Consider the following 12,331-nt stretch of genomic DNA (forward strand, 5'->3'; position numbering starts at 1 on the left):
CGCATGCATGCGATCACGATTCCTGAGCCGGGTGGTCCCGAAGCGCTGGTCTGGGCCGAGGTGCCCGATGCGGTGGCGGGCGAGGGCGAGGTCCTCGTCGAGGTGGCGGCGGCGGCCGTCAACCGTGCGGATGTGCTGCAGCGGCAGGGGCACTATGAGCCGCCGCCGGGGGCGTCGCCGTATCCGGGCCTTGAGTGCTCCGGGCGGATCGTCGCGCTGGGGCCCGGGGTGTCCGGGTGGTCCGTGGGCGACGAGGTGTGCGCGCTGCTGAGCGGCGGCGGATACGCGGAGAAGGTGGCGGTGCCGGTAGGGCAGCTGTTGCCGGTGCCGGAGGGCGTGGAGCTGACGGTCGCGGCGTCGCTGCCGGAGGCGGTCGCGACGGTGTGGTCCAACGTGTTCATGGTTTCCCATCTGCGGCCCGGCGAGACGCTGTTGGTGCACGGGGGTGCGAGCGGGATCGGCACGATGGCGATCCAGCTGGCCAAGGCGGTGGGGGCGCGGGTCGCCGTCACGGCGGGTGGGCCCGCGAAGCTGGCGCGGTGCGCGGAGCTGGGCGCGGACGTGCTGATCGACTACCGCGAGCAGGACTTCGTGGAGGAGGTCCGCAAGGCGACGGACGGGGCCGGGGCGGACGTCATCCTCGACATCATGGGGGCGAAGTATCTCGACCGGAACGTACGGGCGTTGGCGGTCAACGGGCGGTTGGCCGTCATCGGGATGCAGGGCGGGGTGAAGGGTGAGCTCAACCTCGGGGCGCTGATGGCCAAGCGGGCCGCTGTGACGGCGACGACCCTGCGGGGGCGGCCGGCGGCGGAGAAGGCGGCGATCGTGGCGGCGGTTCGGGAGCATGTGTGGCCGCTGGTCCCTGCGGGGCGGGTGCGGCCGGTTGTGGATCGGGTGCTGGGGATGGCTGACGCGGCGGAGGGGCATCGGGTGTTGGAGGCGGGGAAGCACGTGGGGAAGGTTTTGTTGGTGGTTTGAGCCCCTCCCCGCCCTTTCCCCAAACCCTCCGGGGGTGGGGGTGGGTGGGGGGGGGAGGGGGTTCCCGGGGACTCCGTCCCCGGACCGCTGGGCGGGGGCTACGCCCCGGCACCCCTGGCGGGGCTGCACCCCTGGTGGGGCTGCGCCCCTGCACCCCGCTTGTGTGCGACGGCTGCGGGCCGGTGGGGGCTGGTCGCGCAGTTCCCCGCGCCCCTCAGGGGGATCGTGGTGCTCGCCGTGCACCCTGGCGGCACAAGTGGCTTGGGGCCCAGGCCGTACACCGGCGCGTCACAGGTGGCTTGGGAGGCGGAGATGGCCCTCCAGGCCGTGCGCCCTGGCGGCACAAGTTGCGCGTGGGGCCCAGGCCGCAGTCCCCCTGCCCCCAGCACCCCGCCTGCCACCCACAGCGCGCGGCGCTGCCCCCGGCCCCACAAGCCCGCAGGCAGCCCCGCCCCCGCCTCACTCCTCCTACACGTACGGGTCCTCCTACAAGTACGGGCCCGACCGCATCCCCGGGCCTTCCTCGTCGTCGTGGGAGGTGCCGGGGGGGAGGGCGCGGCGCATTTGTTCCAGTTGGGCTCGGGCTGCCATCTGCTGGGCGAACAGGGCCGTCTGGATGCCGTGGAAGAGGCCTTCCAGCCAGCCCACCAACTGGGCCTGGGCGATGCGGAGTTCCGCTTCGGAGGGGATCGCCTCGTCCGTGAAGGGGAGCGAGAGGCGTTCCAGCTCCTCGACCAGTTCCGGGGCCAGGCCGTCCTCCAGCTCCTTGACCGAGGAGGCGTGGATGCCCTTCAGGCGTACGCGGCTTGCCTCGTCCAGAGGAGCCGCGCGTACTTCTTCCAGAAGTTGCTTGATCATGCTGCCGATCCGCATGACCTTGGCAGGCTGTTCGACCATCTCCGTCACCGGGACCTCGCGCGACTCGTCGTCACCGCCGCCGATGGCCATGCCGTCCTGTCCGACGACCAGGATGTGGGGGCTGTCCGGCGACTGTTCGTTCCTCGGCATCTCCATGCCGCCCATTCTCTCGCACACGTGCCTCACCTCACGTTGTGCCCCCAGGGAGACGTGATCCACCCCCCGGAAAAGGGGCAATGCGTTACGGGCGGCGCAGGCGCAGGGCCAGGAAACCCAGGCCCAGGCCCGTCAGGGTCAAGCCCGCGCCCATCGACAGGACGTGGACCCGGAGGTCCGAGGTGGTGGACATCCGCGACGGCCGGCTCCTGCCGGCCACCGCCGGCTGGGCGCTCGGGGGCGGCGGGGGCGAGCGGAACGCGTCGGCGATCGGCTGCGCCGACTCGTCCGGTACGTACGGGAGGGTCCCCGGCGGGCGGCCCGGCCGGGCCCGGCCCTCTCCGGCCCGGTTGCCCGCGAACCGCTGGTCCAGGGAGGAGGGGGCGGCGTCCGGCGCCGGGTCCTCGGCGTACGCGAGCGGGGTCATGACGGGCGGCTGACTCGTAACGGGTCGGCTCGTAACGGGTCCGCTCATAACGGGTCGGCTCATGGCGGGCCGGGTCACGGCGGGCCGGGTCACGGCGGGTCCGCTCATAACGGGTCGGCTCATGGCAGGCGGGGCCGCCAGCAGCAGGCCCGCCAGCGCGGCGCCCACGCCGAGTGTCCGGAGCCGTGCCCGGAGCCCTGAAGCCATGGAGTCAGCGTCACATGCGCCGACCCGCCAGGCATCCCGGGTGCGTCACCCGGGTGTGCGCCGCCCGGGTCCCCTACCGCTGCGGCTACTTCTGCGGCTACATCTGCGGCTACTGCTGCGGCGGGTTGCCCGACGACAGCGTCAGGTCGAACTGGGCCCCCTTGGGGTCGACGTCGACGCCCGCCGCCGGGAACTGCGTCACCACCACGTCCTGGCCCCACTGCCCGTTGTCCACGACGGTGGTGTTGACCTTCCAGCCCGCCGCCTGGATGCAGGACTTCACCGACAGGATGTCCTTGTAGGAGAAGTCGGGTGCCTGGACCTTCGACGGGTCCAGGGGCGACTTCTGGGGGCTGGTGCACTTGGTGGGGTCCAGCGTCCGGCTGCGCTCCGGGCCCTTGTGGCCCGCGACGTTCTCGCCGGACTTCTTGCTGTCGCCGCCGGAGTCCGAGTCGCCCCCGTTGTTCATGACCAGCGCCGCGACCAGGCCGCCGACCGCGAGGACCGCCACGGCGACCACGCCGACGATCAGCGGGGTGTTCTTCTTCGAAGAAGAACCCGCGGCGGCCGGGGTGCTCGGGGAAATCGTGTACGGCGGCGGCGTGTGCTGCGCGGGCATCGCGCCCTGCGGCTGCATCGGCTGCTGCATCGCCTGCGGCTGCATCGGCTGCTGCTGCGGGTAGCCGTACGAGGGCTGGGGCGTCGGGGCCGGCGTCGGCGGGCCGTACGGGCTCGCCTGGTACGGGGTCTGGACGCTGCCCTGGTAGCCGGGCTGGGCCGAGGAGTCCAGCGGCGGGAAGACCGTCGAGCCGACGCCCTGGCCGCTGGGGACCGGGCCGCCGCCGGTGATCACGGGCGCGGCGGCGGTCTGGCCGCTCGCCGAGATACGGGCGATCTCGTCGCGCATCGCGGCCGCGCTGGGGAAGCGCTCGTTCGGGTTCTTCTTCAGCGCGCGGGCCACCAGCGCGTCCAGGGCCGGCGGGAGGGACCGGTTGATGGAGGACGGCGCGACCGGCTCCTCCTGGACGTGCGCGTACGCGATGGCCAGCGGCGAGTCCGCGTCGAACGGGATCCGGCCGGTGAGCAGCTGGAAGAGCATGATGCCGACCGAGTACAGGTCGGAGCGGGCGTCGACGCCCCGGCCCAGCGCCTGCTCGGGCGAGAGGTACTGCGGGGTGCCGACGACCATGCCGGTCTGGGTCATCGAGGTGACGCCGGACTGCATGGCGCGCGCGATGCCGAAGTCCATGACCTTGACCACGCCGCGCTTGGTCACCATCACGTTGCCGGGCTTGATGTCGCGGTGGACCAGGCCCATCTCATGGCTGACCTCGAGGGCCGCCAGCACGTCGGCGGTCATCTTGAGGGCCTTGTCGGCGGGCATCGCGCCGTACTGCTGGATGTCGCTGTGCAGCACCGAGCCGAGCGGCTGGCCCTCCACGTACTCCATGACGATGTACGGCATGGTCGCGCCGCCCAGCTCGTCCTCACCGGTGTCGAAGACCGACACGATGTTGGTGTGCTGGAGCTTGGCGACGGCCTGGGCCTCGCGGCGGAAGCGCTCGCGGAACGACGCTTCCCGGCCGAGTTCCGTGTGCAGGGTCTTGATCGCCACCTGGCGGTCCAGCGCGGCGTCGTACGCCAGGTAGACCGAGGCCATGCCGCCTTCGCCGAGGAGGTCGCGCAGCTGGTAGCGCCCGCCCGCGATGGAGCCGCCCGCATAGCGGCCCTGTGCGCCGTCCTGGCTCATGACTGTGCATCCCCCTGGGTGCCGGTGGTCCACTGTTCTTCGCGGCGTGCGGGATCCCCGGTGGGTGTCCTGCCGGGGGTCCGGGGGTCGCCCCCCGGGAGATGCAGCCGGGCCAAGTCTGCCGGAGGCGGTCGACACGTCAAGCCGGGTGCCCGTTCCGTGACCGTACGCGCAACAAGCGTCTCGTAAGCGTTACAGGAATCGCATGGAATTTGCATGGGTACACGCGGAACCGATTGGATGGCCGGTCCATCCCGAACCGGTGCCCTGGACGAACGCTGTAGCGTGCACTACTGCACAACCGTAAGACCGTAAGGAACCACCGCGGACGCGGCCAGACACGACGGCGAGGACTGATGGCACCCGAACCCGAGGGAAACGGCGCCGGGATGCCCGATGCGCAGGACCACGAGTCGTGGGTCGGCGGACTCGTCGGTGACGGCCGCTACCGGCTGACGCACCGGCTCGGCCGGGGCGGCATGGCGGAGGTCTTCGCGGCGGAGGACGTGCGCCTGGGCCGTACGGTCGCCGTCAAGCTGCTGCGCGCCGATCTCGCCGAGGACCCGGTGTCCAAGGCCCGCTTCACGCGCGAGGCCCAGTCGGTGGCCGGGCTCAACCACCACGCGGTGGTGGCGGTGTACGACTCGGGCGAGGACGTGGTGGGCGGCCGGACCGTCCCCTACATCGTGATGGAGCTGGTCGAGGGCCGCACCATCCGTGACCTGCTGGTCCAGGCGGACGCGCCGCCGCCGGAGCAGGCGCTCATCATCGTCTCCGGGGTCCTGGAGGCGCTGGCGTACTCGCACCAGCACGGCATCGTGCACCGCGACATCAAGCCCGCCAACGTGATCATCACGCACAGCGGCGCCGTGAAGGTGATGGACTTCGGCATCGCGCGCGCCCTGCACGGCGCGCAGTCGACGATGACGCAGACCGGCATGGTCATGGGCACGCCGCAGTACCTCTCGCCGGAGCAGGCGCTCGGCAAGGCCGTCGACCACCGCTCCGACCTGTACGCGACGGGCTGCCTGCTGTACGAACTGCTCGCGCTGCGCCCGCCCTTCACCGGCGAGACACCGTTGTCGGTGGTGTACCAGCACGTCCAGGACACGCCGGTGCCGCCGTCGCAGGTGGCCGATGTGGCGCCGCCGGAACTCGACGGCCTCGTCATGCGTTCTCTCGCCAAGGACCCGGACGACCGTTTCCAGTCCGCCGAGGAGATGCGCGGCCTGGTCCAGTACGGATTGCAGATGCTCCAGGCGCAGGGCGGCCACACCGGCACCTGGAACACCGGTCCGGTCGAGGTCATGCACGAGGGCGCCCACACCGCTCCCATGGGCATGACCACGCCGACCAGCGCCATGGGCCACCCCGTGCACGGGGAGACCTCGCAGTTCCGCGGCCCGATCCTGCCGCCGATGAACCCGGACGACGGCGGGTACGACGGGGGCTATGGCTCGGGCGGCTACAACGGCTACAACAACGGCGGCTACAACGGCAACGGACGCCCTTCGAGCGGCCGGGGCAAGATCGTCCTGTTCGTGGTGCTCGCGATGATCGCGATCGCGGCGGGCGTGGCGTTCGCGGTGAACGCGGCGGGCAAGAAGGGTGGCGGGGAGACGCCGAAGAAGCCGGCGATCTCCCACAGTCCGTCGCCGTCCGACGAGTCGGAGACGTCGCCGAGCCCCGACGACCAGGCCAGCCGCGGCCAGGACCAGACGTCGACGACGGGTGGCAGCGACTACCCGCCGCCGTACACGCCGACGCCCAAGCACAGCAAGAAGCGCACGCCGTCGCCGGGCACCAACCAGGGCACGACGTCCGGGACGACGTCGGGCACGAACCAGGGGACGACGACCTCGGGCACCGACCAGGGCACGACGTCCGGGACGGATCAGGGCACGACCTCGGGCACCGACCAGGGCACGACGTCCGGGACGGATCAGGGCACGACCTCGGGGACGAACCAGGGGACGACGTCCGGGACGACGTCGGGCACGGACCAGGGCACCACCACGGGGACGACCGCGGGCACCAACGCGGGGACGAACCAGGGCACCACCACCGGCACGACCGCGGGTCAGAGCGCCGGCGGCAGCACGCCCAAGGTCCCCTGACCCAGCGGGAGTCCGTGGCTCACCCCGCGAACGCCTCGCACACCGCCTCGTATTCGCGGGTCCACCAGACCGCCAGGGCCGACGCCGCAGGGAACTGCGGGTCGGCCCTTCGGTCGTCGAGCTGGTAGCGCCAGCGCAGGATCCAGAAGTCGTTGAGCCGTTCCCACCACACGCGGTGGACGGCGGCGGCGAGTTCCGCCGGGTCCGCGCCGGTGGCTCCCCGGTACGCGCGGGCGTACGCCCGTACCTTGTCCAGCTCCAGCTCCCCGGCCGGGCGTACGAAGAAGATCACGGCGGCTCGTACCGCCTCCTCCGCGCGGGGCTGGACGCCGAGGCGGTCCCAGTCGACGATCGCGGCGGGCTCCTTGCCGCGGTAGAGCAGGTTGAGCGGGTGGAAGTCGCCGTGCACCCAGCCGCCTGCCTCCTGCGGTGGCGGGCGGCGGTGGGCGTGCTGCTCGATGAGGTGGCGCCGCTCGCGCAGCCGGTGTTCGGCGAGCTCGTCGAAGCAGTCGCGGGGGCGGCGCCGGCGGGCGCGGGCGAGCAGGTCGTCGATGAGGGCGAAGGTGTCGGCGGGGTCGGCGCTGAGGTGGTCGGCGGCGGGCCCGCGCCCCTCCATCACCTTCTCCAGGCAGATGTGCACGAGCCCGAGCAGCGCGCCGAGCCGCCGCGAGCCGACGGCGCCGAGCTGGGCGCCGTCGCGGTGGCGGCCGTGGACCCAGGGGTGCAGGGCGTAGCAGCGGCCCTCCAGGACGGTGACGGTGTCGCCGTCGGCGTCCGGTACGGGGGGCGCGACGGGCACGCCGAGCGCCTGGAGGCGGCGGGTGGCGTCGTGCTGGCGGGCGATGGCCTCGCGGTCGCCGTCGAGGTGGTGCTTGAGGAAGAACTCGCCGCGGGTGGTGGAGAGGCGGTAGCCGCGGTTGAGGAGGCCCTGGGCGACGGGTTCGCAGGTGAGCGGCTCGCCCAGCGAGGCGTATCGGCGCAGCAGGTTCCTCACGGGCGGGGTTGCATATGAGCGCGGCACGCGCCAGATGTTAGATCACGCGGCGTGGCGCAGGTGTCGCTCTGTGGAATAGTCCAACAGGTGGACCGTTACGAACTGGGGTTCGAGGCATAGATGGGCGGGCGCGAAGGGCTCGTCGTCCAGGCGGCTGCGCCGCGCGGGCACGGGCAACCCTCGCCGGCCCGCAGGCGAACGCGGCCGCCCGGCAGGGCTCAGTGCCGTTCGGCCTGGATGCGGGCCACGTAGGCCGCCGCCTGGGACCGCCGCTCCATCCCCAGCTTCGACAGCAGGGAGGAGACGTAATTCTTGATCGTCTTTTCCGCCAGGTGCAGGCGTTCGCCGATCACCCGGTTCGTCAGGCCCTCGCCGATCAGGTCGAGGATCTTGCGTTCCTGTTCCGTCAGGCTCGCCAGGCGGTCGTCGCGCTTGTTCTCGCCGCCGTCGCGCAGCCGCTCCAGGACGCGGGCCGTGGCGACCGGGTCGAGGAGGGACTTGCCCGCCGCCACCTCCCGTACCGCCGAGAGCAGCTCGCTGCCCCGGATCGCCTTGAGGACATATCCGGACGCACCGGCCATGATCGCATCGAAGAGGGCTTCGTCATCGGCGAACGAGGTCAGCATCAGGCATTTGATGTCCTCGTCCTGGGAACGGATCTCGCGGCAGACCTCCACACCGCTGCCGTCCGGCAGCCGGACGTCGAGCACGGCCACGTCCGGACGCGTCGCAGGGATCCTGACCAGGGCATCCGCCGCTGTGCCGGCCTCGCCGACCACCTCGATGTCGTCCTCGACGGAGAGCATTTCGTGGACGCCACGGCGGACCACTTCGTGGTCGTCGAGCAGGAATACAGTGATTTTGCCTGGTTCGCGCACCGAATCAGTCTCACACATTCGCTCTTCCCGTGCCGTAGGTGACCGGGATAACGTGCCGTTGTTCCGGCGGCCTGCAAGGCTGTCATCAGTGCTGTGACCAGTGGTTGTTCCCCACTTTCTCGATTTACTTGGAAATCCAAGCAAAATCGCAGGTCAAATGGGGTTTCGCAGGAATGCGCAGCACTGGGTAACGTGCCTATGACAGGGCGCTCGCCGGGGCACCTGTCACGCCTGGTTCCCGGTGAGGCGCACCCACCCCCGTGCACCGCGACCGGAAGCAGGCGAGGAGCCGCAACTGGCCACACCGGCGAACCCGGGGGCCGGACAGACGGAGGAGCACGCACGTGACCGTGGAGAGCACTGCCGCGCGCAAACCGCGACGCAGCAGCAAGCGCACCGGTAGCAGCGCCGGGAAGGCTGTCGCCGACCCTCAGCTCGTACAGCTGCTGACGCCCGAGGGCCAGCGGGTCGAGCACCCTGACTACGACGTTGACCTGACCCCCGAAGAGCTGCGCGGGCTCTATCGCGACATGGTGCTGACCCGGCGCTTCGACGCCGAGGCCACCGCACTGCAGCGCCAGGGCGAGCTGGGCCTGTGGGCCTCGCTGCTCGGCCAGGAGGCCGCCCAGATCGGCTCCGGCCGCGCCCTGCGCGACGACGACTATGTGTTCCCGACGTACCGGGAGCACGGTGTCGCCTGGTGCCGCGGGGTCGATCCCACCAATCTCCTCGGCATGTTCCGGGGGGTTAACCACGGCGGCTGGGATCCCAACAGCAACAATTTCCACCTGTACACGATCGTCATCGGCTCGCAGACGCTGCACGCGACCGGTTACGCCATGGGCGTGGCCAAGGACGGCGCGGACTCGGCCGTGATCGCGTACTTCGGTGACGGCGCCTCCAGCCAGGGCGACGTCGCGGAGTCGTTCACCTTCTCCGCCGTCTACAACGCCCCGGTCGTGTTCTTCTGCCAGAACAACCAGTGGGCGATCTCCGAGCCGACCGAGAGGCAGACCCGGGTGCCGCTCTACCAGCGCGCCCAGGGCTACGGCTTCCCCGGCGTCCGGGTCGACGGCAATGACGTCCTCGCGTGTCTCGCGGTGACCCGGTCCGCCCTGGAGCGGGCCCGGCGCGGCGAGGGCCCGACCCTGGTCGAGGCGTTCACGTACCGGATGGGCGCGCACACCACCTCCGACGACCCGACGAAGTACCGGGCCGACGAGGAGCGCGAGGCGTGGGAGGCCAAGGACCCGATCCTGCGGCTGAAGACGTACCTGGAGAACGAGGGCCACGCCGACGAGGCGTTCTTCACCTCCCTCGAAGAGGAGTCCGAGACGCTCGGCAAGCGGGTCCGCGAGGCGGTCCGCGCCATGCCCGACCCGGACCGGATGGCCATCTTCGAGAACATCTACGCCGACGGGCACGCGCTCGTCGACGAGGAGCGGGCCCAGTTCGCGGCCTACCAGGCGTCGTTCGCGACTGAGTCCGATGGCGGCTTCGCCGCGGGGGAGGGCAAGTAGCCATGACCGTACAGAAGCTTCCCATCGCGAAGGCGATCAACGAGTCGCTGCGCAAGGCGATGGAGAACGACCCCAAGGTCCTGATCATGGGTGAGGACGTCGGCAAGCTCGGCGGCGTCTTCCGGGTCACCGACGGGCTGCAGAAGGACTTCGGCGAGGGCCGGGTCATCGACACCCCGCTCGCCGAGTCCGGCATCGTCGGCACCGCGATCGGCCTGGCCCTGCGCGGCTACCGCCCGGTCGTGGAGATCCAGTTCGACGGCTTCGTCTTCCCGGCGTACGACCAGATCGTCACCCAGCTCGCGAAGATGCACGCCCGCGCGCTCGGCAAGATCAAGCTGCCGGTCGTCGTCCGCATCCCCTACGGCGGCGGCATCGGCGCGGTCGAGCACCACAGCGAGTCCCCGGAGGCGCTCTTCGCGCACGTGCCGGGCCTCAAGGTGGTCTCGCCCTCCAACGCCTCCGACGCGTACTGGATGATGCAGCAGGCCATCCAGTCCGACGACCCCATCATCTACTTCGAGCCCAAGCGGCGTTACTGGGACAAGAGCGAGGTCGACACCGAGACCATCCCCGACCCGCTGCACAAGGCCCGTACGGTCGTGGCCGGTTCGGACCTGACGCTGGTGGCGTACGGTCCGATGGTGAAGGTCTGCGTGGAGGCGGCCGCGGCCGCCGCCGAGGAGGGCAAGTCGATCGAGGTCCTGGACCTGCGCTCGATGTCCCCGATCGACTTCGACGCGGTCCAGGCGTCGGTGGAGAAGACCGGCCGGCTGGTCGTCGTCCACGAGGCGCCGGTGTTCTACGGCGCGGGCGCGGAGATCGCGGCGCGGATCACCGAGCGCAGCTTCTACCACCTGGAGGCACCGGTGCTCAGGGTCGGCGGCTACCACGCCCCGTACCCGCCGGCGCGCCTGGAGGAGGAGTACCTGCCGGGTCTGGACCGGGTGCTCGACGCCGTCGACCGCTCGCTGGCGTACTGAGGAGTCCCGTGACCATGACTGAAACTTCTGCCCGCTTCCGCGAGTTCAAGATGCCGGACGTCGGCGAGGGGCTCACCGAGGCGGAGATCCTCAAGTGGTACGTCCAGCCCGGTGACACCGTCACCGACGGCCAGGTCGTCTGTGAGGTGGAGACGGCGAAGGCGGCCGTCGAGCTGCCGATCCCGTTCGACGGGGTGGTGCACGAGCTGCGCTTCCCCGAGGGCACCACGGTCGACGTCGGCGAGGTGATCATCTCGGTGGACGTGGCCCCGGGCTCCGGTGAGCCGGCCGCCGAGGCCGCAGCCCCCGCCCAGGCGCCCGTCCCCGAGGCACCGGCCGAGGAGCCCGAGGCGCCCAAGGGCCGCCAGCCCGTCCTCGTCGGCTACGGGGTCGCGGAGTCCTCCACCAAGCGCCGCCCGCGCAAGGGGGCCTCGGTTCCCGTGCAGGCCGCGGCCGCCGCCGTGCAGGCCGAGCTGAACGGCCACGGCGCCGCCCCGGCCGCCAAGCCGCTGGCGAAGCCGCCGGTCCGCAAGCTGGCCAAGGACCTGGGCATCGACCTGGCGCGTGTGGTCCCGACCGGCCCGGACGGCGTCATCACCCGCGAGGACGTCCACGCGGCAGCCGCCCCGGTGGCCGAGCAGGCCGCGTCGGCCGGTGCCGCGCCCGCCGGTGTTTCACGTGAAACAACTCCCGCGCCCGTCGCGGCCGTTGTCGCCTCGGGCGAGCGCGAGACCCGTGTCCCGATCAAGGGCGTACGGAAGGCGACCGCGCAGGCGATGATCGGCTCGGCGTTCACCGCGCCGCACGTCACCGAGTTCGTGACGGTGGACGTCACGCGCACGATGAAGCTGGTCGAGGAGCTGAAGGGCGACAAGGAGATGGCGGGCCTGCGGGTCAACCCGCTGCTGCTCATCGCCAAGGCCCTGCTCGTCGCCATCAAGCGCAACCCCGAGGTCAACGCCTCGTGGGACGAGGCGGCGCAGGAGATCGTCCTCAAGCACTATGTGAACCTGGGTATCGCGGCCGCCACGCCGCGCGGCCTGATCGTCCCGAACATCAAGGACGCCCACGACAAGACGCTGCCGCAACTGGCGGCGTCCCTGGGCGACTTGGTGTCGACGGCCCGCGAGGGCAAGACGTCCCCGGCGGCGATGCAGGGCGGCACGGTCACCATCACCAATGTGGGCGTCTTCGGCGTCGACACGGGCACCCCGATCCTCAACCCGGGCGAGTCCGCGATCCTCGCGGTCGGTGCGATCAAGCTCCAGCCCTGGGTCCACAAGGGCAAGGTCAAGCCCCGCCAGGTCACGACCCTGGCGCTCTCCTTCGACCACCGCCTGGTCGACGGCGAGCTGGGCTCCAAGGTCCTCGCCGATGTGGCGGCGATCCTGGAGCAGCCCAAGCGGCTGATCACCTGGGCGTAAGCGCGTGTGAGTGCCCCCGGACGTCAGCGTCCGGGG

10 protein-coding genes are annotated in these 12,331 nt (G+C 71.2%); 5 read left to right on the forward strand and 5 right to left on the reverse strand.

Annotated features, from left to right (window positions below):
- Window positions 1-3: 3 nt before the first annotated feature.
- Window positions 4-981 carry an NAD(P)H-quinone oxidoreductase gene (locus tag AB0G17_RS05780; RefSeq protein ID WP_361376000.1) on the forward strand — a complete coding sequence of 326 codons (978 nt, stop codon included), beginning with the start codon at window positions 4-6 and terminating at the stop codon, window positions 979-981.
- Window positions 982-1,467: 486 nt separating this feature from the next.
- Here AB0G17_RS05780 and AB0G17_RS05785 read toward each other — a convergent pair whose 3' ends face one another.
- The 3 genes from AB0G17_RS05785 to AB0G17_RS05795 form a co-directional block, all read right to left on the reverse strand.
- Complete coding sequence (locus tag AB0G17_RS05785) at window positions 1,468-1,995, reverse strand: bacterial proteasome activator family protein (RefSeq protein ID WP_361376003.1); 528 nt, start codon at window positions 1,993-1,995, stop codon at window positions 1,468-1,470.
- Between the two features lie 85 nt (window positions 1,996-2,080).
- A complete protein-coding gene (locus AB0G17_RS05790) occupies window positions 2,081-2,422 on the reverse strand; it encodes a hypothetical protein (RefSeq protein WP_361376006.1) in 342 nt (113 codons plus the stop codon).
- A 316-nt stretch (window positions 2,423-2,738) separates the two neighbouring features.
- A complete protein-coding gene (locus tag AB0G17_RS05795) occupies window positions 2,739-4,379 on the reverse strand; it encodes a protein kinase (RefSeq protein ID WP_361376009.1) in 1,641 nt (546 codons plus the stop codon).
- A gap of 356 nt (window positions 4,380-4,735) precedes the next feature.
- On the opposite strand from AB0G17_RS05795, the gene AB0G17_RS05800 reads away from it, so the two are divergent.
- Window positions 4,736-6,496 carry a protein kinase gene (locus tag AB0G17_RS05800; RefSeq protein ID WP_361376012.1) on the forward strand — a complete coding sequence of 587 codons (1,761 nt, stop codon included), beginning with the start codon at window positions 4,736-4,738 and terminating at the stop codon, window positions 6,494-6,496.
- 19 nt (window positions 6,497-6,515) lie between these two features.
- On the opposite strand, the gene AB0G17_RS05805 is transcribed toward AB0G17_RS05800, so the two are convergent.
- Together AB0G17_RS05805 and AB0G17_RS05810 are read right to left on the reverse strand one after the other, a co-directional pair.
- On the reverse strand, window positions 6,516-7,517 hold the full coding sequence (locus AB0G17_RS05805) for a phosphotransferase (protein ID WP_361376015.1): 1,002 nt from the start codon (window positions 7,515-7,517) through the stop codon (window positions 6,516-6,518).
- 191 nt (window positions 7,518-7,708) lie between these two features.
- Window positions 7,709-8,368, reverse strand: coding sequence for a response regulator transcription factor (locus AB0G17_RS05810; RefSeq protein ID WP_361376309.1), 660 nt, complete (start codon window positions 8,366-8,368; stop codon window positions 7,709-7,711).
- A gap of 344 nt (window positions 8,369-8,712) precedes the next feature.
- On the opposite strand from AB0G17_RS05810, the gene pdhA reads away from it, so the two are divergent.
- Genes pdhA through AB0G17_RS05825 form a run of 3 tightly spaced genes read left to right on the forward strand, consistent with a single transcriptional unit; the run spans window position 8,713 to window position 12,295 of the window.
- Window positions 8,713-9,888 carry a pyruvate dehydrogenase (acetyl-transferring) E1 component subunit alpha gene (gene pdhA, locus AB0G17_RS05815; RefSeq protein WP_361376018.1) on the forward strand — a complete coding sequence of 392 codons (1,176 nt, stop codon included), beginning with the start codon at window positions 8,713-8,715 and terminating at the stop codon, window positions 9,886-9,888.
- Window positions 9,889-9,890: 2 nt separating this feature from the next.
- Entirely contained in the window at window positions 9,891-10,871 is a 981-nt protein-coding gene (locus AB0G17_RS05820; RefSeq protein WP_361376021.1) for an alpha-ketoacid dehydrogenase subunit beta, read from the forward strand.
- Between the two features lie 14 nt (window positions 10,872-10,885).
- Window positions 10,886-12,295 (forward strand): dihydrolipoamide acetyltransferase family protein, encoded by a 1,410-nt coding sequence (locus tag AB0G17_RS05825; RefSeq protein ID WP_361376024.1) that lies wholly within the window; start codon window positions 10,886-10,888, stop codon window positions 12,293-12,295.
- Window positions 12,296-12,331 lie beyond the last annotated feature (36 nt).

It is taken from the genome of Streptomyces sp. NPDC023838 (assembly GCF_040639555.1).
In the GTDB taxonomy this organism is placed as follows: Bacteria; Actinomycetota; Actinomycetes; order Streptomycetales; family Streptomycetaceae; genus Streptomyces.

What these genes read in the sequence shown, in the direction of transcription:
- AB0G17_RS05780 (WP_361376000.1), top strand. Translation starts at nt 4, where the DNA reads ATGCATGCGATCACGATTCCTGAGCCGGGTGGTCCCGAAGCGCTGGTC.
- AB0G17_RS05785 (WP_361376003.1), bottom strand. Translation starts at nt 1,995, where the DNA reads ATGGAGATGCCGAGGAACGAACAGTCGCCGGACAGCCCCCACATCCTG.
- AB0G17_RS05790 (WP_361376006.1), bottom strand. Translation starts at nt 2,422, where the DNA reads ATGACCCCGCTCGCGTACGCCGAGGACCCGGCGCCGGACGCCGCCCCC.
- AB0G17_RS05795 (WP_361376009.1), bottom strand. Translation starts at nt 4,379, where the DNA reads ATGAGCCAGGACGGCGCACAGGGCCGCTATGCGGGCGGCTCCATCGCG.
- AB0G17_RS05800 (WP_361376012.1), top strand. Translation starts at nt 4,736, where the DNA reads ATGGCACCCGAACCCGAGGGAAACGGCGCCGGGATGCCCGATGCGCAG.
- AB0G17_RS05820 (WP_361376021.1), top strand. Translation starts at nt 9,891, where the DNA reads ATGACCGTACAGAAGCTTCCCATCGCGAAGGCGATCAACGAGTCGCTG.
- AB0G17_RS05825 (WP_361376024.1), top strand. Translation starts at nt 10,886, where the DNA reads ATGACTGAAACTTCTGCCCGCTTCCGCGAGTTCAAGATGCCGGACGTC.